The 21,183-nt window shown below is 62.0% G+C and carries 21 protein-coding genes; 4 read left to right on the top strand and 17 right to left on the bottom strand.

The annotated features are described in order from the left end of the window. Positions 1–40: 40 nt before the first annotated feature. The 3 genes from DBR16_RS11335 to DBR16_RS11325 all read right to left on the bottom strand — a co-directional run bounded on the left by DBR16_RS11335 (position 41) and on the right by DBR16_RS11325 (position 3,625). Positions 41–1,243 (bottom strand): BaiN/RdsA family NAD(P)/FAD-dependent oxidoreductase, encoded by a 1,203-nt coding sequence (locus DBR16_RS11335; protein WP_109261358.1) that lies wholly within the window; start codon positions 1,241–1,243, stop codon positions 41–43. Positions 1,244–1,412: 169 nt separating this feature from the next. Continuing rightward, the gene (locus DBR16_RS11330) at positions 1,413–2,816 is read right to left on the bottom strand and encodes a YfcC family protein (RefSeq protein ID WP_109261357.1); all 1,404 of its coding nucleotides are present in this window, start codon (positions 2,814–2,816) and stop codon (positions 1,413–1,415) included. Positions 2,817–3,001: 185 nt separating this feature from the next. After that, a complete protein-coding gene (locus DBR16_RS11325; RefSeq protein ID WP_109261356.1) occupies positions 3,002–3,625 on the bottom strand; it encodes a hypothetical protein in 624 nt (207 codons plus the stop codon). Positions 3,626–3,800: 175 nt separating this feature from the next. Between DBR16_RS11325 and DBR16_RS11320 the strand changes: the two genes are divergently transcribed. Next, a complete protein-coding gene (locus DBR16_RS11320; protein WP_161539489.1) occupies positions 3,801–5,687 on the top strand; it encodes a sensor histidine kinase in 1,887 nt (628 codons plus the stop codon). Here DBR16_RS11320 and DBR16_RS11315 read toward each other — a convergent pair. The 3 genes from DBR16_RS11315 to hemN form a co-directional block, all read right to left on the bottom strand. Further along, entirely contained in the window at positions 5,684–6,310 is a 627-nt protein-coding gene (locus DBR16_RS11315; RefSeq protein ID WP_109261354.1) for a response regulator transcription factor, read from the bottom strand. The two genes, DBR16_RS11320 and DBR16_RS11315, sit on opposite strands and share 4 nt — an antisense overlap. A 97-nt stretch (positions 6,311–6,407) precedes the next feature. Beyond that, the gene (locus DBR16_RS14150) at positions 6,408–6,530 is read right to left on the bottom strand and encodes a hypothetical protein (protein WP_267894810.1); all 123 of its coding nucleotides are present in this window, start codon (positions 6,528–6,530) and stop codon (positions 6,408–6,410) included. Between the two features lie 131 nt (positions 6,531–6,661). Then, complete coding sequence (hemN, locus tag DBR16_RS11310) at positions 6,662–8,005, bottom strand: oxygen-independent coproporphyrinogen III oxidase (protein ID WP_109261853.1); 1,344 nt, start codon at positions 8,003–8,005, stop codon at positions 6,662–6,664. Between the two features lie 246 nt (positions 8,006–8,251). Here hemN and DBR16_RS11305 point away from each other — a divergent pair, with 246 nt between their 5' ends. The 3 genes from DBR16_RS11305 to DBR16_RS11295 all read left to right on the top strand — a co-directional run bounded on the left by DBR16_RS11305 (position 8,252) and on the right by DBR16_RS11295 (position 13,783). Then, the gene (locus DBR16_RS11305) at positions 8,252–9,997 is read left to right on the top strand and encodes a pyridoxal phosphate-dependent decarboxylase family protein (protein WP_109261353.1); all 1,746 of its coding nucleotides are present in this window, start codon (positions 8,252–8,254) and stop codon (positions 9,995–9,997) included. Positions 9,998–10,133: 136 nt separating this feature from the next. Next, positions 10,134–12,479 carry an adenosylcobalamin-dependent ribonucleoside-diphosphate reductase gene (locus DBR16_RS11300; protein ID WP_109261352.1) on the top strand — a complete coding sequence of 782 codons (2,346 nt, stop codon included), beginning with the start codon at positions 10,134–10,136 and terminating at the stop codon, positions 12,477–12,479. Positions 12,480–12,601: 122 nt separating this feature from the next. Continuing rightward, positions 12,602–13,783 (top strand): NnrS family protein, encoded by a 1,182-nt coding sequence (locus DBR16_RS11295; protein ID WP_109261351.1) that lies wholly within the window; start codon positions 12,602–12,604, stop codon positions 13,781–13,783. Positions 13,784–13,943: 160 nt separating this feature from the next. Here the strand turns inward: DBR16_RS11295 and DBR16_RS11290 are convergent, their stop codons facing one another. The 11 genes from DBR16_RS11290 to DBR16_RS11240 form a co-directional block, all read right to left on the bottom strand. Then, complete coding sequence (locus tag DBR16_RS11290; RefSeq protein ID WP_109261350.1) at positions 13,944–14,624, bottom strand: hypothetical protein; 681 nt, start codon at positions 14,622–14,624, stop codon at positions 13,944–13,946. 60 nt (positions 14,625–14,684) lie between these two features. Next, complete coding sequence (locus DBR16_RS11285; protein ID WP_233347775.1) at positions 14,685–15,068, bottom strand: YbaN family protein; 384 nt, start codon at positions 15,066–15,068, stop codon at positions 14,685–14,687. 1 nt (position 15,069) lies between these two features. Further along, on the bottom strand, positions 15,070–15,828 hold the full coding sequence (locus tag DBR16_RS11280) for a sulfite exporter TauE/SafE family protein (protein ID WP_109261349.1): 759 nt from the start codon (positions 15,826–15,828) through the stop codon (positions 15,070–15,072). Continuing rightward, on the bottom strand, positions 15,825–17,015 hold the full coding sequence (locus tag DBR16_RS11275) for a molybdopterin molybdotransferase MoeA (protein ID WP_109261348.1): 1,191 nt from the start codon (positions 17,013–17,015) through the stop codon (positions 15,825–15,827). The genes DBR16_RS11280 and DBR16_RS11275 overlap by 4 nt, the downstream gene beginning before the upstream one ends. Next, complete coding sequence (moaC, locus tag DBR16_RS11270; RefSeq protein WP_109261347.1) at positions 17,012–17,503, bottom strand: cyclic pyranopterin monophosphate synthase MoaC; 492 nt, start codon at positions 17,501–17,503, stop codon at positions 17,012–17,014. Before moaC ends, DBR16_RS11275 begins: the two co-directional genes overlap by 4 nt. 1 nt (position 17,504) lies before the next feature. Continuing rightward, positions 17,505–18,020 (bottom strand): molybdenum cofactor synthesis domain-containing protein, encoded by a 516-nt coding sequence (locus DBR16_RS11265; RefSeq protein WP_109261346.1) that lies wholly within the window; start codon positions 18,018–18,020, stop codon positions 17,505–17,507. Beyond that, a complete protein-coding gene (locus tag DBR16_RS11260) occupies positions 18,017–18,475 on the bottom strand; it encodes a molybdenum cofactor biosynthesis protein MoaE (protein WP_161539488.1) in 459 nt (152 codons plus the stop codon). Before DBR16_RS11260 ends, DBR16_RS11265 begins: the two co-directional genes overlap by 4 nt. Then, on the bottom strand, positions 18,475–18,732 hold the full coding sequence (locus DBR16_RS11255; protein ID WP_109261344.1) for a MoaD/ThiS family protein: 258 nt from the start codon (positions 18,730–18,732) through the stop codon (positions 18,475–18,477). The genes DBR16_RS11260 and DBR16_RS11255 overlap by 1 nt, the downstream gene beginning before the upstream one ends. A gap of 3 nt (positions 18,733–18,735) precedes the next feature. Further along, the gene (moaA, locus tag DBR16_RS11250) at positions 18,736–19,755 is read right to left on the bottom strand and encodes a GTP 3',8-cyclase MoaA (protein WP_109261343.1); all 1,020 of its coding nucleotides are present in this window, start codon (positions 19,753–19,755) and stop codon (positions 18,736–18,738) included. A gap of 75 nt (positions 19,756–19,830) precedes the next feature. Further along, positions 19,831–20,382 carry a molybdenum cofactor guanylyltransferase gene (locus DBR16_RS11245; RefSeq protein ID WP_109261342.1) on the bottom strand — a complete coding sequence of 184 codons (552 nt, stop codon included), beginning with the start codon at positions 20,380–20,382 and terminating at the stop codon, positions 19,831–19,833. Continuing rightward, complete coding sequence (locus DBR16_RS11240; protein WP_109261341.1) at positions 20,366–21,064, bottom strand: helix-turn-helix domain-containing protein; 699 nt, start codon at positions 21,062–21,064, stop codon at positions 20,366–20,368. The genes DBR16_RS11245 and DBR16_RS11240 overlap by 17 nt, the downstream gene beginning before the upstream one ends. Positions 21,065–21,183: the final 119 nt, after the last annotated feature.

Here is a 21,183-nt window from a genome sequence, read left to right as displayed (position 1 = left end):
GGAACATTAAACATGACGGTGGCGCAGGCCGGGCTGTCGCTCAGGCCTGAGCGGCGGCATGGGCGCTGGCCCAGGCCCACTGGAAATTATATCCGCCCAGCCAGCCGGTGACATCGACGCATTCGCCGATGAAATAGAGCCCCGGAACCCGCCGGCTTTCCATCGTTTTCGATGACAGCTCCTGCGTATCAATGCCGCCTGCCGTGACCTCGGCCGTGCGCCAGCCTTCGGTTCCCGCGGGTTTGATCCTCCAGTCTGACAGACGCGCCACAATGTCTTCAATGGCGGTATGGGACAGGTCAGCGAGGCGCGGAACGCCGGGAATTTCGCCGCGCTCTGTCAGCAGGGCGACGAGCCGGTTCGGCAGAAGGGTTTCAAGGGCGCTGGCCAGGGATTTCTTCGGGTGCTCTGCCTTGAAGGCGGTCAGGGCCGCAGCGGCATCCCGGCCGGCGAGCAGGTCCAGGGAGAGCGCTTCGCCTTCCGACCAATAAGAGGATATCTGCAATATGGCCGGACCGGACAGGCCGCGATGGGTAAACAGCATGGCTTCCTCGAAAGCGGCGCGGTCATTGCGCGCCTGCACCGGACAGGCAAGGCCGGCGATGGAGGCAAAATCGCTCTTGTCGCGTCCTTCAAATACGAAGGGAACGAGGGCCGGGCGCGGGGCAATGATGTTATGCCCGAACTGGCGGGCGACATCATAGGCAAAACCGGTTGCGCCCATTTTGGGTATGGAGAGTCCGCCACTGGCGATCACCAGCCGGCCGGTCTCGAACACGCCGCCCGCCGTGCTGACGCGGAAACCGTTACCGGTCCGGGAGACGTCCTGGACAGACGTGCCCAGGCGCAATTCTCCGCCGGCGCCGTGGAGCTCGCCGAGCAGCATGTCGATGATCGCACCCGAACGGCCATCGCAAAAGAGCTGGCCCAGCGTCTTTTCATGCCAGGTGATATTGTGCCGCGCGAGCCGGGCGATGAAATCCTGCGGGGTGAAGCGCGCCAGAGCCGACTTGGCGAAATGCGGATTGGCGGAAATGAAATTTCCGGGGGCCGTGTGAATATTGGTGAAATTACATCGTCCGCCGCCTGATATCCGGACCTTCTCGGCGGGGCGGGTGGCATGATCAATGACCAGCACCCGCAAACCTGCTTCGCCGGCGCGTGCGCCATAGAACAGGCCGGCCGCACCGGCCCCGATGACCAGGGCATCAAAATGGTTTTCTGAATCTGCGGCGATCGACATGGACCTTGCTGTCGAGTGCCGGGCGCGCCGCGTCAAGAGCGCATTGCCGGATTGTCAGATCAGACGCGGGCGGATTCGCGATGTCCAGCCTGCCACAGGCCGGAAGCCTGTGACCTGAACGGGCTTTCAACAGGCAATATGAGCCCGCTTCGCATTCTTCAGCCGGTCATCAGGTATAGCCGATCCAGACCGCAACCATCAGCGCTATTGCTGCAGCAATCGTCAGCTTGATCATCAATGGAAACACAAAGCGGAACCAGCGGTCATAGGGAATGCCGGCGAGGCCGAGAATGCCCATGAGCACCGCATTGGTCGGCACGATCATGTTCGAAAAACCGTCGCCAAATTGATAAGCCAGCACGGTGACCTGGCGGCTAACACCCACCAGATCGCCAATCGGCGCCATGATCGGCATTGTAGCAAAAGCCTGGCCGCTGCCGGATGGCACAAACAGGTTGAGCAGGCTTTGCAGCAGTAACATGCCAACGGCAGAGAATTCCGCGCGCACCTGTTCCAGCGGCATCGCCAGAGAATTGACGATCGTATGCAGCACCATCCCGTCTTCGAGGATCAGCGAGATCGAGCGGGCGAAGCCGACCAGCAGCGCGGTGGCCGTCAATTGTGCCGCACCGGCGATAAAACTCTCCGCTGCGTCATCGAGCCGGAGACGTGCAAAAACAACAGCCGCAACGGCGAGGCCGAGGAAAACGGCTGCCAGTTCTGTCAGCCACCAGCCTTGCAGTGTGACTCCGAGCACAAGGCCGACCACGGTCGCGCCGAGCGCCAGCAGGACCAGCCGGCGCGGCCAGTTCATCGGGGGGTAGTCTTCCGGAGGCGGCGCGACCGCGCTCGGAATTCCTGCCACCAGACTTCTGGACGGATCGGCTCGTACCTTCTTTGCATAGCTGTAGACGTGATGAAAACCGATGGCGAAAATCGGGCCAGCGATCAAAAGCCGGTACCACCAGCCGGAAAGCGGCTGAAGCTCGGCAATGTCCTGAGCGACCATCACCGTAAACGGGTTCATGAAGGACACCCCGTAGCCGACACCATAGCCGACCACCATCATCCCGACTGCCGTCATGGAATCCAGCCGCAGCGCGGCACACAGCGCCACCAGTATACCGACAAAGGCAATGTATTCTGCTGCCATCCCGAAGGCGGCGGAGAATGTGCCGAAGACAAACATGGAGGCCAGGACAAGAAGGGCAAGCCGCTCCCGGAAATGCTGCAACATGCCGCCGATCGCGGCATCAATCGCGCCTGTCGAACGGACCACGCCCAGAACACCGCCAATCAGGAAGACGAAGAAGATCACGTCAGCGGCTGATGCCATCGCCCTCGGCACTACGCTGAGAAGGTGCCAGGGAGCCAGGACCGGTGCGTCCTCGACAACCTCATAGGTTCCGGGCACCACCATCATCCGGCCGGCCTCGTTCGGACGCATCTCGAAATTGCCAGCCGGCAGGATCCAGGTCATGGCCAGGGCCGCGGCCATCATGATGACCATCAATACGAGCGTGTGCGGTATCCGCAGCCAGGAACGCCGGGTCCCCTTTTCCTGTCCGGCCATCAGCCATCCCCTGTCGCCAAATTCTCCCGGGTGCCATTGGTGATATCCGGACGCGCAAGGTCAAGTCCCTGATGTCGCGGTCCGCTTGAAACCAAACGATCCCAAGCCATGGCTTACAATCCCGGTCTGGCGGTCGGGCAAATCCCGGCGTTGCGCTCATGGTATGAGTTCGAGGCCTGACGCGCTTACCGGCCCGCCTCATCGGACGGAGCGTTGGCATTGTGCAGTATTTCGGGATCGAAGGGTTGCGGCCCGCCCGAACGGATCACTGGCCAGAGCAGCGGCAGATAGAGTAGCGCCAGCCCGATGAGGGCTGCCGCCGGAAGGCTGAACACGCCGCGCGCCATCATCAGTGTCCCGCCACCGGCAATAATGGACATCGCCAGCACACCCACGATGCAGGTCGCAATCCATTCGTTCCGGCCCGGCCCCGTCTCGAAAACGGCATTTGGATTGGCTTTTTTCAGCCGCCGCGCCAGAGTAAATGTCAGGCCCCGGAATGTGGCCGTGCGCCGCTCGTGATGACCGAAACGATGGCGCTCCTGCGGTGTCCATCGCCACCAGTAGCGATCCGATATTTTGTGCCGGAGCCCGGATTTGCTGACCAACACGCATTGTGCGGTTACCGCTTTTCCCCCTTCGGGAAGATAAAGGCGCAGGGCGCTGATTTCCGAGAGTGGAAGGTGCCCTGACTGATTGCCGATGCGCCAGTGGAGCACGGCCCCGTCAAGCCAGTAGGCCCGGTGCCTGTGAAACGGTCCGGGGCGGAAGACGTGGCCGTGTTTGCTGTTTTCGCGGGCGTTGACCATTCCGGACCCCGGTCTGTCAGTTTGAATTTGCCAGCTTGCGTAATATTGCACACCCCCTGTTCAGGGGATGCCTGGGCCGCTGCGGCCCTCATATTGCTGCCGGATTTTGCCTGTGGCCGGTCCGGGCGGCTGCATTATAGTGGTGATAAGGAAACAGGGGCAGGTGAGAGTGCGCATGGCAGACGCGGCATGGCAGACGCGGCAGGGCATTCCTTCTGCAGTATTGTTCGGTGTGCTGGCGGGAGCCATCATTGTGGCAACGGCCGTGGCCGTGCTTGCTCCACTCGACCTTTTCGTGCAGGGGCCGGAGGCCCTGCTGGCGCTTGATGTCCGGATCTGGCCCTGTCTGGTCACCGGGCTGACCGCGGCCCTGCTATCGGCCTGGATCCTGATCCTGCGGCCTGCGGACTGGACGGTCCGGATTTTTGCGGCCGGAGGGCTTTTCACCTATCTGTTCTGCATGGGCGCGGCCGGATTTTTCCTGCCGCTGGATTTCAGCCCGGCGACGGTTTCCACCCTGGCCATGGTCAATTCGCTGGGCGCCACCGCTTTCGGCCTGGCGATGATCGCCCTGTTCTCACTCTACCCCAGGCGCTTGCCGGGGGCCGCCGCCATAATCGCCTCAAGCCTGGTGATTTTCGGCGGATGGGCGCTGCTGTCGGTGTTCGGGCCGCTGGATGCCTTTATCCAGGTGCACAGGGTCACGCTCGCCGAAATGGTTCTCATTATCGTGCTGACCCTGGTCCAGATTCTTGCAACACGGAACGATCCGGTCCGGCGGGCCATCGCCGTGTGGCTGGGGGCTTGTGTCGGCTTTGGCGCCGGCGGATTCATCGCACTGGTTGCGGCCCCATCAGCCTTCGGCCTGAACCCTTTCATTCCCAACCAGTTCGGATTCCTGTTCTTCATTCTGGTCTATGCCGGGCTTGCAGTGGGTCTTTTGCGGTATCGGGTTTTCGGCCTTGGCCGCTGGGCTTTCCAGATCCTTTTCAATGTCGCCGCGGCGCTATCCGTTCTGGTGCTGGATGCGGTCCTGATCCTCACGCTGTCACTTGATCCGGGGCGGGCCATCGGCGTGTCACTTTTCCTGGTCGCGCTGGCGTATCTTCCCGCCAGGGGCTGGGTCTGGCACCGCTTTTCGAGCCGCGCCCGGCCGGACGAGGCCCGGCTGTTCCGGGCGGTGATCGATGTCGCGCTGCAGCCGACAGGTGACCAGCGCGAAGCTGCCTGGCGCAAGCTGCTGCGCGACATGTTCGCACCGCTGGAAGTCGTGCCGCTCGGTGAAAAGGATGTCTCGCCCGGCACGGAGAAGGATGGCCGCGCCATGCGCGTCCCCGGCCCGGAAGGATTCGCAGACCTTGTCCTCCATGACCGCGATCAGGGCCGCTCCCTGTTCTCACCGGAAGATGTCGAGACCGCCCGGGAACTCGCCGCGCTCGTGGCGTATCTCGGCGAAAGCCGCACGGCCTATGATCGCGGTGCAGCCTTTGAACGTTCCCGGATTGCCCGCGATATTCATGACAATATCGGGGCCCAGCTGCTGACGGCCCTGCATGCGCCTCCCGGGAACCGCAAAAACGAACTGATCCGCGCGACGATCGGTGATCTGCGTGATGTGATCCGCAATGCCGAAGGCGAGCCGGTCGGTCTGGACGCCATGCTCGCCGATCTGAGAGCCGAGACGGCGGATCGCGTCGAAATGGTGGATGTGACACTGGACTGGCGGGCGGACTTTATCCGTACCGATCCGCCGCGCCGGGTCAGCGTCCAGGTGCTCCGCGCGGTGGTTCGCGAGTCGGTCAGCAATACGCTGCGTCATGCCGGGGCGTCGCGGATTTCCGTGAAAGTGGGAACGGCGGGCGACCAGATCCGTCTGGAGGTCGCGGATGACGGTCGCGGCTTTGATACCCGGCCGATGAAAGAGGGGCGTGGTCTCGCGAACATGAAAACCCGGGTCGAGGCGCTCGGCGGGTCGTTTTCCATTACATCCGGGCCGGCGGGAACCCGGGTCGAGGCTGTCTTCCGCGCCTTCGAGCCGATGCCGGATAGGCCAGTGTCCTAAAGTCCCAGGCGGGCGGCATGCCAGGCGGCTTCCGCGCGCGACGAGATGTCGAGTTTCCGGTAAACAGACTTGATGTGGGCGGCGACGGTGTGCTCGCTGATACCGAGCGCGGCCGCGGCTTCATGGTTTCGCAGACCGCGTCCGATCTGTGCGAGCACGTCGCGCTCGCGGCTGGTCAATTCCGCATCCGGTGCCGCCGGGCCGGTCTTGCGGAAGTGATCCATGATGCGGCGTGCGATTGCCGGTGACAGCGCGGGCAGCCCGTCGAGAATCTGGCGAATATGGCGGGCCAGAAGATCACCCGGCTGGTCTTTCAGCAAATAGCCATCTGCACCGGCCGCGAGCGCCCCGACAATGGAGGCATCATCGCCCAGTATGGTCGCGACAACACAGAGTGTTCCCGGGCTTTCCGCCTTGATCGCCCGCAGGACATCAAAGCCCGACCCGTCTGGCAGGCCAAGATCCACAAGTGCGAGATCGTAGGGCTCGCGGCCCAGGCGGGCCCGGGCAGAGCGGGTGTCGGCAGCGGTTTCGATCCGTGCGTCCGGACAGGCGCTGATCATGACGTCAGACAGCCAGGCGCGTACATCCGCAATGTCCTCGACGATCAATACGCGCGTCATCGCTTCTGTTTTCCTCTCCGATCCGGCCCGAAGTCTGGCGGAACCGGCCCCCGGGCTGCGGTTTTGCCATATGCCCATGCTTTCCGGAGGAAGATTATCACCGGCCTGACGGAGCCGCCAGAATCAGACTGTCAGGGGCAAAGACCGCCATGACGATCAGAAGGATGATGCTGACGGTTCCGAATATCAGATCCGGGAGATGGTTGCAGATCGTCTTCATGGCTTCGCTCCATAGAGGGCAACTGCCGGGACGGTCCCGGCTGCACCCGGCAACAGGTCAGGAGCATGGTCCGGATTGACCGGCTTTCCTCTCCCCCGATCAGGGGATGACAGGCTCGCGCTGCCGCGGTCTCAGACGCTGACGGAATGACGGACCGCTGTGCCCTGCGGCAAACGGTCATCGAAGCGGGCGGCCACGATCCGGGCCAGCAGGCGGCAGTCTTCGGCCAGAGCGATGTGCGAGCCGTCTCTGCGGATAATGCCGTCGGCTTCGAGATCCGCCATTGCCGGAAGGTCCAACCGGGCTTCAAAGCGGGCCGCCACAGCCTCGACATCGACTTCCAGTTCGCACATCAACCGCTCAATGATCTCCCCGCGCAACCGGTCTTCTGCGGTCAGGGCGATGCCGCGCGCCGTGGCGGGCCCGCCGGCCCCGATCGCCGCGGACCAGGCTCTCACATCCGGTGTATTCTGGGCGTAGCCGGCGTCGAGCTTGCTGATGGCGGAGGCGCCGAGACCGATCAGGAAGCCGGCCTGATCCGTGGTATAGCCCTGGAAGTTGCGCCGCACCTTTCCGTCTCTGGCCAGCCGGTCCATCTCATCCCCATCGCGTACATAGTGGTCGATCCCGACCGGCCGGTATCCGGCCGCCTCTGCCGCCGCAGCGATCGCCATGGCCTGTTCGACCCGCGCTTCGGGTCCGGGCAGATCGTCTGTCCGGATCAGTTTCTGATGGCGCTTCATGTGGGGGACGTGCGCATAGCCGAATACGGACAGGCGGTCGGGCTTCAGCGTCAGGGCGGCCTCCAGCGTTTCGAGACAGCTGCTGCGTGTCTGTCCGGGAAGCCCGTAGAGAAGGTCGAAACTGATATTGGCGATCCCGGCCGCCCGGAGATGGTTGACGGTGTCTGCGACCACCGGCAGGGGCTGGATGCGGTTGATCTTTGCCTGAACGCCGGGATCGAGCGTCTGGACGCCGATGCTGGCCCGGTTGATGCCGTTCGCCGCCAGGTGCTCTGCCATGGCGCGGGTAAAGATGCGCGGGTCGATCTCAATGGCGATCTCCGCGGATTCCGGCACACTGAAATGTTCGCGCAGCCGGGTCATCACCGCTGTGAACTGGTCCTGCGTCAGAATGGTGGGCGTTCCACCCCCAAAATGGATATGGTTTACGCGCGGCTTGCCCGGCAATAGGCCGGCGGCCAGATCGATTTCCCGGAGCAGGGTTTTCACGTAGGCGGCGACGGGTTCATCGCGCTGTGTTGCCCGTGTGGAGCATCCGCAATACCAGCACATTTCCCGGCAATAGGGGATGTGCAGATAGAGCGAAGCGGACTGTTCCGTATCCTGTGTGCCGAGCCAGGCCGCATAGACATCAGCATTCACACCGTCATGAAAATGCGGGGCTGTCGGATAGCTAGTGTAGCGGGGCGTGTTTCGCCCGGCATAGGCGAGCTGGGTGGATGAAAGCGTCATGATAGCGTCCCGGGGTGTGCGGATATGCGCATTGACAATAATCAATTCCTGTCCGGATAACGCATATCAGATAGAGGCCGTATCAGAAGGTGGCATGGTGCCGCAGGCGGCCTCCACAGATGGCTGCGGAGGGACGTTTTTGGCGGAGTTCATGGAAACGGGGCCATGGGCGGTCTGGCGCCTTGGTGGCCGGTCGCGGCCTTTCTGCCGACCTGAATTTGCCAAGGGCTCTTGAAGGAGACAGTCGTGTCCACACGCAATATCTGGAATGAAAGCGCCTATTTTCTCGGACCCAAATCCGAGAATGCCGCCTGGTTCCGCGCCGAATTCCAGTCCATTCTTGACCAGTGGTTCGACTGGCGGCGGGCGCTGTTCGGCTCGGACCCTTCGCCGATTCCGCCGGACATGCGGCTGACGGCCGGTTTTCTCGCCGAACGGGAGCTCATTTCCCAGAAAGTGCACGAACTTGGCGTGCTGATGACCGGTGAAGTGCCGAAATATACCCCCCGCTATATCGGCCACATGGTGTCGGAGTTGTCGATACCGGCGCTGTTGGGGCATTTTGCGACCCTGCTTCACAATCCCAACAACACCTCACGCGATGTGTCGCGGGTCAGCGGCGTGGTCGAGGATGAGGCCATTGCCATGCTGGCCTCGATGGTCGGATATGATCCGTCACAGGCCCAGGGGCATTTCACCAGCGGCGGAACGCTGGCGAATTTCGAGAGCGTGTGGCGCGCCCGCTACCGGATGGACCATTTCCTGGCCATGGGGCTGTGTGTTGCGGAGACAACGGGACAGCCCCTCGATCCGGTCGGGGCGGCGCATATGGGATGGGAAGCATACGCGCAACTTTCCGCCGCGCACTCGATTGCGGAATCCGATCTTCGTTCCGCCAGCAGCGTTCTCGGCAATCCGTTCGAAATTGCGGCGCGCATCGGTGCTGCAGCGGGACGCGAATGGCGGGGCCCCGTGTTGCTGGTTCCGGGCAACAAGCATTTTTCATGGCTCAAGGCGGCCAATGTGTTCGGGCTGGGCGAAGAGGCATTCTGGCCGATTGCGCTGGATGCGCAGGGACGGCTCAGCATCCCGGCCCTGAGGGCGGCCATTCACCGGGCGCACGAAGCAGGACGGCCCGTGCTCGCCGTGGTGAGTGTCGCCGGGACAACGGAGGCCGGCGAGATCGACCCGGTTGATGCGGTCTGCGACGAGCTGGAGGAGTGGCGGGTGTCCGGTGTGGATATCTGGCATCATGTCGATGCGGCCTGGGGTGGGTTTCTGTGCGCAATGCTCGGGGACGAGGCAGAGTCTGTGCTTGAGACACATGGCCGCCGTGCGCTGGCCGCAATCCGGCGTGTCAATTCGGTGACCCTGGATCCCCACAAGCTGGGCTATGTGCCCTATGCCTGCGGTGCCTTTCTTGTCCGCGACAAATCCAATTATGCCAATTCGGCCTTTGCCGCGCCCTATATTGACCGTGCGGCGTCCAATGACCGGTGGATGATGACGCTGGAAGGGTCGCGCAGCGGCGTCGGAGCGGCTGCCATCTGGCTCACCGGGAAAACGCTGACCTTCGGGCCGGACCGATTTGGCGGGATCATGGCGGGCACCATTGAAAGCCGCCGGTTTTTCTCGGAAGCCCTGGAAGCGGGCGAGGATCTGGTCCGTGTCCTCGAACCGGCTGATTCCAACATTCTGTGTTTTTCCCTCGCCCGGCACGGTGAACGCCTGAGCGACTCCAACGCCCGAACCGCAAAAGCGTTCCAGGGGTTCGCCGCCGATCCCGAGTTCTCGGTTTCAAAAACGGTTTTGTCGCGGGAAAATTACGGCGAATTGATTAACGCGCATGTGGGCCGTTACGGGGGGGAATGTGACACGGATTCGCTGGTGCTCTTGCGCTGTGTTTTCATGAACCCGTTCTGGCGCAACAAGAAAATCCGGGCCGCTCTGATGCCGCAATTCATAGCCCGGCTTCAAACTCACATAGATTGATAAATGTCAAGTCATTCCGGGTGCGTCCTGGAGCCGCGCGGCAAGCCGCCGCGATGACGGATTTATCCAAAAAGCACAATATGTGGCCTGTTTTGAAACCAGCACCACAATATGTCGTGCAATTGAGGGCGGGCAAATGGATTCGGCGGAAGCGGACTGGCAGAGATCAAACGAAGGTCCCGTGATCCCCCTGCAGAAAATCTCCACCGATATCTGGGACATGAAATACCGCTTCAAAAGTGCGGATGATGCACGTTCCGACGAGACGATCGAAGATACATGGGACCGGATTGCCCGTGCGTTATCGCGTTGTGAAGGCAAGAAGGCCGGTCATTGGCAACGGCACTTCAGGCACGCGCTGGATGATTTCCGCTTCCTTCCTGCCGGACGTATCCTGTCCGGAGCCGGAACCGGCCGCAATGTGACGCTGTTCAACTGCTTTGTCATGGGGACGATCCCCGACAGTCTGAGCGGCATTTTCGATATGCTCAAGGAAGCCGCTCTGACCATGCAGCAGGGCGGCGGGATCGGCTATGACTTCTCGACGATCCGGCCGAAAGGCAGCCGTGTGGCCGGTGTGGATGCTGATGCCAGCGGTCCTTTGAGCTTCATGGATGTCTGGGATGCGATGTGCCGGACGATCATGAGTGCCGGCTCCCGCCGCGGTGCCATGATGGGGGTGATGCGGGACCATCATCCCGATATCCTGTCCTTTATCGAGGCCAAGCGTGAACGTGACCGCCTGCGGATGTTCAATCTCTCCGTCCTTGTCAGTGATGCCCTGATCGACGCCGTGGATCAGGATGCAGACTGGCCGCTTCACTTTGATGGCACGGTTTATGACACCATAAGCGCGCGTGAGCTGTGGGATGCGATCATGCGGGCGACCTACGATTTCGCGGAACCCGGCGTGATCTTCATCGACCGCATAAACCGGTCAAACAATCTTGCCTGGCTGGAAGATATTGCGGCGACCAATCCTTGTGGTGAACAGCCCTTGCCGCCCTATGGTGCCTGCCTGCTGGGGTCGGTCAATCTCAGCCGCTTCGTTGCCGAGCCATTCAGCCCATCCGCCCGTCTCGATCTGGATGCCGTCAGGTCCTGCGTGGCGACGGCCGTGCGGATGATGGACAATGTCATCGATGTCAGCAATTTTCCGCTCCGCAAACAGAAAGAGGAAGCCGTGAACAAGCGGCGGCTCGGGCTCGGCGTGACCGGGCTGGGTGACGCCCTGATCATGAGCGGAATCCGCTACGGGTCACCGGAAGCTGTGGAAGCGGTCGGGGCGTGGCTGGGCGCGATCACGAACGAGGCTTACCGGACCAGCGCGATGCTGGCGTCAGAAAAGGGAGCCTTCCCTCTTTTTGAAGCCGAACACTATCTCAAGACGCCGATGGTCCAGGCGCTGGATGCAGATGTGCAGGCGCTGATCGCCGAGCATGGTATCCGCAACAGCCATCTGACATCAATTGCGCCCACCGGGACAATCTCATTGCTGGCGAACAATACCAGTGGCGGCGTCGAACCGGTGTTTGGCTACACGTTCAACCGGAGGGTCCGCCAGACTGACGGAACCCATGTTGACGAGGAAGTTCAGGACTATGCCTATCTGGTCTTCCGTGAACTGTTCGGCAGCGACGCCGAACTGCCGGACTATTTTGTGGAAGCCGATGGCCTCACCCCGCGCGAGCACGTCATCATGCAGGCCGCGGCGCAAAAATGGATCGACAGCTCGATCAGCAAGACCATCAATCTGCCGCACGACATCGATTTCGACGCCTTCAAGGATGTCTACCGCCTGGCTTATGATCAGGGCTGCAAGGGTTGCACCACCTACCGGCCGAATGACACGACGGGTGCGGTTCTGTCCAAGCCGGCCCCACCGCCGGCAGAGGAGAAAACCGTTGCAAAGGAGGAGTCTGCCGCTGTCGCCCCCCGGCCCGAGGAATTGCCCGGACAGACCTACAAGATCCGCTGGCCGCACAGTGAACATGCCATCTATGTGACCATAAATGACATTGTGGAGGAGGGCGTTGATGATGCGGGCGAACCGGTCCGGCTGCGCCGCCCCTTCGAGATTTTCATCAACTCGAAAAACATGGATCACTATGCCTGGACACTGGCGCTGACGCGGATGATCTCGGCCGTCTTCCGCCGTGGCGGAAATGTGAGATTCGTCGCCGAGGAACTCGGAGCGGTCTTCGATCCGCAAGGCGGTGCATTCGTCAATGGCCGCTATGCGCCCAGTCTTCTGGCCGTGATTGGCGGTGTCATCGAGCGCCATCTCAACGCGCTGGTAGACGGCAGTCCAGAGGTGAAAATCCTGCCAGACCAGGACCGGATAACCGCCAGCCGGGCCGAGGTGGCGGAGATCACATCACCGCCCGCGGGATTGATGTGCCCCAAATGTCATCAACCGTCGATCATGCAGCTGGAAGGCTGCAACACCTGCACCAGCTGCGCCTTCTCCAAATGCAGCTGACCGCCATAACGGGGCGGATTTCGCCAGACAGCGCAGCACCACCGGCGTGGCAATGCGTCTCATATGCAGAAGGGTTGTCACTACTAGACTTAAAAAATATCAATTAGCGGGACGCCCCTGTCATGACCGAATCTCTGGATCGCGGCGCAAAACGCCGCTCCGCTCCACCTATTCTGCAGAATGCCTTCCGCCCGTTTTTCCTCGGCGGCGCGGTCTGGGCGGCTTTGCTCGTGCCCCTGTGGATATCCGAATATCTCGGCTGGACCGGATTCCTGCATGGCATGACCGGCCATGCGCATGAAATGCTCTATGGTTTTCTGGCCGCTATCATTTGCGGATTTGCACTCACCGCGATTCCGAACTGGACGGGACGGGCACCGGTCGCGGGGGCCGGGCTGGCGGGACTCTTCGGGCTATGGCTGGCCGGACGGGCCGCGTATCTGGCAGATGGCGGGCCGTGGGTCAGCTGGCTGGACCATGCCTTTCTGCCGGTCCTGTCTGCGGTTGTTATTCGTGAAATCCTCGCCGGGAAGAATTGGCGCAACCTGCCGATCGCAGTGCTGATCGGCCTGTTCACCCTGTCCCATCTGGCCTTTCATTTTCCGGAATTCAGCGGCGCGGCCATTCGGGCGACATTTGCGGTGACTGTGCTTCTGATCGCCCTGATAGGCGGCCGGATCGTGCCGAGCTTCACGCGCAACTGGCTGGCCCAGCACCAACCGGCAGCGGTAGAGGGTCTCGCTCCTCCCATGCAGAGGTTCGACATGCTGGTGATCGGTCTGACGGCCATTGCCGTGACCGGCTGGACAGTCTTTCCTTGCGCCGCCCCTACCGGGCTGGTGATGATGGTGGCCGGTGCCGGACAGTTTGCGCGGCTGGCGCGATGGAAAGGCTTCCGGACGTTCGGTGAACCGCTGGTGTGGTCGCTGCATACCGGCTTTCTCTGGCTGCCGGTGTCGCTGGCGCTGACCGGAGCCAGCATCGTCCTGCCCGGTTATGTGCCGGCCGCGGCGGGTCTTCACGCCATTGCGGCGGGATTGATTGGTAGCATGACGCTGGCGGTGATGACGCGTGCCAGCCTGGGCCATACGGGCCGGCCGAGGACTGCCGGCCGGCTGACAACACTGATCTACGGGCTGGTCCATGCGGGGGCTGTGCTGCGCGTGATCTCCGCTTTTCAGGCAAATGAGCCCGTATTGTTGATTTCTGCTGCTGTTTTGTGGAGTAGTGCCTTTGCGCTGTTTGCCGCCGGATATGCCCCCATGTTGTGGGGCGCCAGACCGCCCGTTCGCGCCCCCGGCTAATTGCGCCGGTGTCTGGCCTCATCTGCAATCAGAGTCCGGCAGGTTTTTACGAAGTGATGTGAGATACAGGCGGTTAACGTAGAATTCGGGCGGCAGATTCGTCAGGCTGTAGACCGGCACCTTCCGCCCGGCGATGCGGCGATGCTGAGCGGCCCGACCGCTAGCCGTTTTTCCGGAACAGCCGGGCGACGCGGCCGGTCAGCCCGCCCGATGCGCCGCGTTTCGCTCCGGCGTGGTGACCCTGTTCATCGATCAGCTCCAGCGAGCAAGGGCACTGGCGTGTGAGGCATCCCGGGAGAGGCAGGATGGGGAGATCAGCCAGAGCATACACCTGACCATCACAATCGAGACTGTCGACACAGGACGAATCCGCAGCGTGCAACCGGACCGACAACCTTCGTGTTGCGGTATCGTTCCGGCGTCCGAGCGCCCGTAGCAGAATGCAGCGGTAGCGGGTTTGCAATTGCGAGAATATCTGACCGATAAAGCGGATCGCCATAACGCCCCGAAGGTCGCGCACAGTGCTGGCAAAGGCCGACCCGACCGTTATGCCCACACCCAGGCCGAGCCGGCGGTTCTCCTCCGCGGCCGCAGGCGGGCCTTCCATTATGACGGCCTCGACCGTTGGTTGGACCAGTATTGATTCCGCGATCACCTGTATCGCAGCCGGTTTGAAAATCTCCGAATGGCGGACCCGGTCATCAATAATCAGCTTGATCTGCCGATCCGCCTCGGCGCATTCGGCCTCGGTCAACCGCCGACGTATCTCCGCCGCCGGCGTGTGCTCGATGCCCGGATTGATCCTGCGCCGCTCCGGTTTCTGGTTTTCAGCAATTGCCAATGTAAAGATCCTCAATGCCCTTGGCCGGGATAGACAATCGGTGTTTATATTTGACTAATATCAATTATGACGGCCGGGTGGACGCGGGCGGCTCATGACGAATAAGCCGCAGAGCGGTAGAATGACAGCTTGGATGAGCACGGCATGCGGCGGCGCGCCGAGCTGTAGAGAGATAGCAAACACGGCAATCAGCGAGGCCAGCCCGAGTATTTTGGCGCGCCGGCTGATGGCGCCATAGCGCCGCCAGTTCTCGATCAGCGGTCCGAAAATGCGATGGCGGAGCAGCCAGTCATACACGGGTTTTGATGAGCGCGCGAACGAATAGGCTGCGAGCAGAATGAAGGGCGTGGTCGGCAGTAAAGGCAGGACGATACCGAGCACGCCAAGGGCAAGTGCAGAACAGCCGAGCAGCGCCCAGAAGATGCGTACGGAGTGCCGGATCACTTCAGAGGCCTGACGCCCGCCAGAGCAGGCGGACCGAGACGAAAAGTACAAGCAATGCGGTCAGGCGGATCAGCCAGGTTTCCGATGTCCGCGTCCGGCCCAGCCAGACGCCGATCTGCCCGCCAATCAGTACCGCAGGCAGAAGTGGCCAATAGCTGATCACCGCACCCAGATCGCCGGAAGCGGAAAGGCGCTGGATCTGGCCGCCGAGCCCCGCCACTGAATTCACCAGAATGAAAACAGAAGCCGCCGCCGCAATCTCCCGCGCCGGACCCCAGCGCAGGAAGTGGAGGACCGGTGCCAGGAATATGCCGCCGCCAATTCCGACCAGACCGGCGAGGAATCCGATGCCGCCACCCAAGGCAGGCCCGGACCAGACGGGCAGATGTTCCGGCTGGCCGCCAGGGGTGGGTCTGCGGAAAACGAGCGCGGCTGCAGAGGCCAACAGGGCCAGTCCCAGAAGCGTAATGAAGAGGCGTTCGGGAATTTCCATCCGCCCGCCCAGCCAGGCCATGGGGACCGAGAGGGCCGCGAGTGGCAGGAGCCGTTTCCAGCGGATCAGCCCGGACAATCCATACTGGATGACGGAACCGGTCACGACGGTGATATTGCAGGCCAGAGAGATGGCGGGAAGAATGCGGTAATCTGTGTCTGCCAGCACCAGCAGGGCAGTATAGGTCGACCCGCCGCCAAAGCCGACCATGGCATAGGCCAGCGCTGTCAGAAAGAACAGCGCCGCCAGTCCCGCCAGCGCGGTCATCCGGCATCCAGCGGCAGGAAGCTGACGCTCTCGCCGGCCGCAGCGGCAGGGGCATTGGCTGGACGCCGGATCAGGGCGTTGGACGCCACCAGGGCAGACAGGGCCGAAGAATCCTGATTGTCCAGAGGCGCTATCTGTCCTGTCACTGCATCGAAATGCGCGCGGATCATGTTCTCGCGCGGACCATTCGCGGGCAAATCAATGCCGAGCTGCGCGCTGAGGAAGAGCGCCGGATTTTCCGATCCCAATAGACGGTCCATCGCCGGTTTCAGACAGAGCCGGGCCATGACCATGGCCGAAACCGGATTTCCCGGCAGGCCGAGGACCAGCGTGGATCCAAGTCGGCCGAACCAGGTCGGCTTGCCTGGCTTGATGGCGATTTTTTCGAACACCAGTTCGCCGCCCAGCGCCGCGAATTCCCTGCGCAAGTGGTCGTGATCGCCGACCGAGGCGCCGCCAATGGTGACGAGGAGATCAAGCCCCTCCGCCGCCCGCAGTTTTTCGCGGACATCTGCCACATCGTCGAGGGCAATACCGAGGTAGCGGGGCAGGCCGCCCCATGCCTGGACCAGGGCGGTCAGTCCCGGGCCGAGTGAATTGATGATCTGGTCCGGTCCGGGTGCCGCGCCGATCTCGACCAGCTCGTCACCGGTCGACAGAAGACCGACCTGTGGCCGGCGGTAGACGGATACGGTGCTCAGGTCGGCGCTGGCCACAAGCGACAGACCTGCGGCAGACACTTTGCACCCGGCATCAAGAAGTCTGTCACCGCTGGAAAAATCGACACCCGCCTTGCGGATATTGGCGCCCGGGCGGGCCGGTTCAGCGGTGATGATGTTATCTTTGTCACGCTGGCAGTTTTCCTGGATGACGACCTGATCAGCGCCCTCAGGCACAGGCGCGCCGGTGGAAATCCTGAAGGCTTCGCCCGCGCCGACACGGGCCGGACTGGCATGACCGGCCGCGGATTCGCCGCTCAGGCGCAAGTTGACGGGTCGTCCTGTCAGGCTGGACGAACGGACGGCATAGCCGTCCATGGCAGACGCGGCGAAGGGCGGCTGGGTGCGGGCGGCGATGACCGGCGCGGCCAGTGTGCGCTCGTGCGCTTCGGCCAGAGGCAGTGCTTCCGCCTCCACAGACTCGAGGCCGGTCCGGATGAGGTGCAGGGCTTCGTCCAGGCCGATCATGTGCCGGACGGTGCCCAGGTGTAATCGCCGGATCGTCCGCCACTCTTTTCCAGCAGGCGGATGGCGCTGATGGTCATGGCCTTGTCGAGTGCCTTGGTCATGTCATAGAGCGTCAGCGCGGCAATAGAGGCGGCCGTCAGCGCTTCCATTTCAACGCCGGTTTTGCCGTCGCATTCGACCGTGGCGCGGATATCAAATCCCGTTCCGGCATTGTCCGGCTCGATGACCAACTTGACCGATGTGAGCGGCAGGGGATGGCAAAGCGGAATGAGTCCGGCGGTTTGTTTTGCGGCCATGATGCCGGCCAGCTCGGCCGTGTGCAGGGCGTTGCCCTTGGGGCCCTGACCTGCACTTATCGCCGCAAATGCGGTTGCGGACATGGCGATATGGGCACCGGCGACGGCGCGGCGTCCGGTGACCGGCTTGTCCGCGACATCGACCATATGAACACGGCCGTGTGCGTCCTGATGGGTGAGGGCGGGGCTCATCTCATGTCTCCGTCAGCCGGGGGATCAGTTCGACCAGATTACACGGTCCGTGTGTGCGGTCGAATTCATCACGCAAGACGTGGTTCCAGGCATCGCGGCAGCCGCCCGAGGAGCCCGGTATGGCAAAGAGATAAGTGCCACCGGCAATGCCGGCGATGGCCCGCGACTGGATGGTGGAGACGCCCACGGATTTGAAACTGACCTGATGGAAAACGGCCGCAAACCCGTCCATTTCCTTATCGAATAGCGGGCGGAAGGCTTCCGGCGTCACATCGCGGCCGGTCAGGCCTGTGCCGCCGGTGGCGATAATGGCATGAATACCGGGATCGGTGATCCAGGCTTTCAGCTGGGTCTGGATGGCGGAGATGTCATCGGGAATGATCGCATGCCCGATCACGGCATGGCCTTCGGCGGTGATCTGTTCGCGCAGCCAGGGCCCGGTCTTGTCGGTTTTGGCATCGCGTGTGTCCGACACGGTCATGACGGCAAAGCCCACGGTTTCGGGAATTCCGGTCATTGCATTGCTCCCAGCCATTGTGCGGTCTTCTCATGGTCTTCTTCGGTCGGCTCGATCCATTTGCCGGTGTCACCCTGCCATTCGCGTTTCCAGAACGGGGCCCGGGTTTTGAGAACGTCAATCGTGTAGCTGACAGCGTCGAGCGCGGCGCGGCGATGCGGGGCCGCTGCGGCAATGTGGACAATGGGTTCGCCAACGGTCATGCGCCCGAAGCGGTGCGCAATCAGCAGGGCCAGGAGGTCGAAGCGTTTCATGGCTGTCTCACCGATCACGTTCAGGGCGGACAGTGTCAGGACCGGGTGATGCTGCAATTCCAGAGCGGTGAGTGCGCCATTGCCGCGGACCAAGCCTGTGAAAGTTGAAACCGCCCCGGTTCCGGCGGTGGCCGGCAGACGCGCATTCAGCTCGGCGGGATCCAGTGGTGCGCCGGTGAGAAGGATATCTGCCGTGGGCATCATCCGCCCGAAAACGGTGACAGAATGGCAATCCGGTCTCCATCACCGAGCGTGATTTTTCCGTCCGCCGTGACCAGCTCGTCATTGATGGCGAACCGCAGATGGGGGTCGCGCAAGACGCTGCCATTCTCCAGCCGGTCTTCGAGCATCAAGATCAGTGCGTCAAATGTGTGTGGCACGGGATCAAGGGTCAGCGTGCCGGGGCTGTCGCTCATCCGGTCGCGGACAGGTCCGAAAAATTCCAATATCACCTTCATGTCCTAGCCTCCGGTCCGGGCCATGTCGCGGGTGACAGTCGAGGTGGCGCCCGGCGAGACATCGAAATCATGCTGCAAGGGTTTGGTGGCCATGGCCCGGTCGAGCGCCCGGTCAACGGCATCCGGGCCGCCGTCACGGATGGCCGCTCTCAGATCCACTGATCCGTTCTGACCGAGGCACATGAAGAGCTCCCCCGTACAGGTCATGCGGACACGGTTGCAGCCGGCACAGAAATTCCCGGTGAGCGGCGAGATGAAGCCGAGCCGCCCGCCGGTTTCCTGCACCCGCACATAGCGGGACGGACCGCCGGTATCATCGGGCAGGTCGGCGAGCGTCCAGCGTGTTTCCAATGCCTTGCGGACATCCAGTAGTGACAGGAACTGGCTGGCGCGGTTCACGCCGATTTCCCCGACCGGCATGACCTCGATCAGCGAAATGTCATGGCCTTGCCCATGTGCCCAGGCGATCAGATCGGGCAGATGCGCGCCATTGGTGTCATTCAGGGCGACGGCATTGATCTTGACGTGAAGTCCGGCAGCCGTGGCGGCTTCGATCCCGTCCAGTGTCTGCCGGAGCTTTCCGCCCCGTGTGAGCTGGCTGAAGATATCCGGATCAAGCGTATCGAGCGAGACATTGAGGCGGCGGATGCCGGCGGCCGCCAGCCGGTCTGCATATTTCGGAAGCTGGGTGGCGTTGGTGGTCAGGCAGAGCTCTTTCAGACCGGGCTTGCCGATGCGCGCGCCCAGATTCTCGATCAGGGTGAGGATATCCTTGCGCACAAGGGGCTCGCCGCCGGTGAGGCGGATTTTCTCAACGCCGCGGGCAATGAAGGCATCGCACAGGACGGTCAGCTCTTCCAGGGTGAGCAATTCCGACTTGGGCAGGAAGTCCGGCCGGGCCTTCATGCAATAAACGCAACGCAGATCGCAGCGGTCGGTCACGGACAGGCGCAGATAGGTGATGTGCCGCCCGAACTGGTCGATCAGCTTTGGCTTGTCAGAAAGTTGGATCGTGCGGTCCAAAACCGGCTCCGTGAATTGCGTGTTTCTTGACAAACATCAAATCTGTGCACTTGCCAAGTGACGTCTCGTCGCACGTCACTCCGAACGCGGCAGGGATGTCAAATCCGCAGGCGAATTGATATTGCTGAATCGCCCGGCCTGTTCAGCGTGCGGCTTCAGCCAGGTCGCGTCAAACCGGGCGAGGAGACTTTTTACCGAACGGATTTCTGCCTGAGCCGGCATTATTGTGCCGGCCGGAAGATAGGCGGGCAATGGATGGCCGGCCCATGCGCAGGCCCGCGCCGGATTGTTTGTCATCAATGGCAAGAGATCGTCCGGCTCGAGGAGGGGCATATCGACGGGAATAAACAACGCGCCGGATGATGTGTCCGATATCTCGGCCAGCGCGTCCAGTATGGCCCGGGCCGGACCCTGGCCGGGTTCCCGGTCGGGGATTCCATCCGGCAAATCCGGCCGCCCGCTCACCCGCACAGGATTGCAGCCGGTTGCGTACAAAAGGGCCGTAGCGCGCTCCAGAAAAGTCTGGCCGCGATAGCCGATGTCCGCTTTGTCCTGACCCATGCGCCGCGATTGTCCGCCGGCCAGAATGATACCGGCGGTGTTGGCGGGGTCAGCTGCGCGGGTCATCAATGAGCGGATTCGGTTTGCAGATGGCTTCGAGCGCGGCGCGGTCCGTTATCTCGATCCGCGCACCATCCATCAGGATACCGTGTGACTGCAGGGCACCGAAAGCCCGGGACAGATTTTCCGGCGTCATGCCGAGAATGGAAGCGAGATTCCTTTTCCCGAAAGGCAGCTCGACAATGTCGGCGTGACCGGATTTGTCATGCAGGCGCACAATATAATTGCCGACCCGCTCGATTGCGGTCCGGAGTTTGAGATTCTTCATGGACTTCACGACGCCGCGGTAACAGGTCGCCAGCTCGGTCACGATCGCCCGCGCGAAGGCGGGATCATGATCGAAGGCCTCACGCACATTACCGGATGGCATCAGAAGCAGTTTCGACGGCGCGATGGTCCGCGCCGACATCAGATAGGGCGCGTCCTTGATGGTTGCCGCGAGGATGAAGGTGGAAACAGGCGTGACGATCGCCAAGGACGATTCGCGCCCATGGCTTGCTGAAAACAATTCCACGCAACCTTCCAGCACCACATACAGAAAGTCGGCGGGTTCACCTTCCCGGATGAGATCAACATGGGCCGGAAACTGCTGGGCATAAGCTGCGGTCAGAAGCGCTTCGAAGCGTTGCGGCTGCATGTCACAAAACAGGTTCAGATTCCTGATGATGTCCCGGTCAGAGTCTCGCATCGTGATCCCGCAGCTGTTTCCAATGCGTCGTTACACTGCCGATTGATCAATATCAATGTATGAATTGCAAATTGGGTTTTATAGTAATGACATAAAACAAATCATAACAAGAAATTGTC

The sequence above is a fragment of the Hyphobacterium indicum genome (genome assembly GCF_003129605.1).
GTDB classification, from domain to species: Bacteria; Pseudomonadota; Alphaproteobacteria; order Caulobacterales; family Maricaulaceae; genus Hyphobacterium; species Hyphobacterium indicum.
The sequence above is the reverse complement of the archived record's forward strand: the minus strand, read 5'-3'. Positions and strand labels throughout refer to the sequence as shown.

What these genes read in the sequence shown, in the direction of transcription:
- DBR16_RS11335 (WP_109261358.1), bottom strand. Translation starts at nt 1,243, where the DNA reads ATGTCGATCGCCGCAGATTCAGAAAACCATTTTGATGCCCTGGTCATC.
- DBR16_RS11330 (WP_109261357.1), bottom strand. Translation starts at nt 2,816, where the DNA reads ATGGCCGGACAGGAAAAGGGGACCCGGCGTTCCTGGCTGCGGATACCG.
- DBR16_RS11325 (WP_109261356.1), bottom strand. Translation starts at nt 3,625, where the DNA reads ATGGTCAACGCCCGCGAAAACAGCAAACACGGCCACGTCTTCCGCCCC.
- DBR16_RS11320 (WP_161539489.1), top strand. Translation starts at nt 3,801, where the DNA reads ATGGCAGACGCGGCATGGCAGACGCGGCAGGGCATTCCTTCTGCAGTA.
- DBR16_RS11315 (WP_109261354.1), bottom strand. Translation starts at nt 6,310, where the DNA reads ATGACGCGCGTATTGATCGTCGAGGACATTGCGGATGTACGCGCCTGG.
- DBR16_RS14150 (WP_267894810.1), bottom strand. Translation starts at nt 6,530, where the DNA reads ATGAAGACGATCTGCAACCATCTCCCGGATCTGATATTCGGAACCGTC.
- hemN (WP_109261853.1), bottom strand. Translation starts at nt 8,005, where the DNA reads ATGACGCTTTCATCCACCCAGCTCGCCTATGCCGGGCGAAACACGCCC.
- DBR16_RS11300 (WP_109261352.1), top strand. Translation starts at nt 10,134, where the DNA reads ATGGATTCGGCGGAAGCGGACTGGCAGAGATCAAACGAAGGTCCCGTG.
- DBR16_RS11295 (WP_109261351.1), top strand. Translation starts at nt 12,602, where the DNA reads ATGACCGAATCTCTGGATCGCGGCGCAAAACGCCGCTCCGCTCCACCT.
- DBR16_RS11280 (WP_109261349.1), bottom strand. Translation starts at nt 15,828, where the DNA reads ATGACCGCGCTGGCGGGACTGGCGGCGCTGTTCTTTCTGACAGCGCTG.
- DBR16_RS11275 (WP_109261348.1), bottom strand. Translation starts at nt 17,015, where the DNA reads ATGATCGGCCTGGACGAAGCCCTGCACCTCATCCGGACCGGCCTCGAG.
- moaC (WP_109261347.1), bottom strand. Translation starts at nt 17,503, where the DNA reads ATGAGCCCCGCCCTCACCCATCAGGACGCACACGGCCGTGTTCATATG.
- DBR16_RS11265 (WP_109261346.1), bottom strand. Translation starts at nt 18,020, where the DNA reads ATGACCGGAATTCCCGAAACCGTGGGCTTTGCCGTCATGACCGTGTCG.
- DBR16_RS11260 (WP_161539488.1), bottom strand. Translation starts at nt 18,475, where the DNA reads ATGCCCACGGCAGATATCCTTCTCACCGGCGCACCACTGGATCCCGCC.
- DBR16_RS11255 (WP_109261344.1), bottom strand. Translation starts at nt 18,732, where the DNA reads ATGAAGGTGATATTGGAATTTTTCGGACCTGTCCGCGACCGGATGAGC.
- DBR16_RS11245 (WP_109261342.1), bottom strand. Translation starts at nt 20,382, where the DNA reads ATGACCCGCGCAGCTGACCCCGCCAACACCGCCGGTATCATTCTGGCC.
- DBR16_RS11240 (WP_109261341.1), bottom strand. Translation starts at nt 21,064, where the DNA reads ATGCGAGACTCTGACCGGGACATCATCAGGAATCTGAACCTGTTTTGT.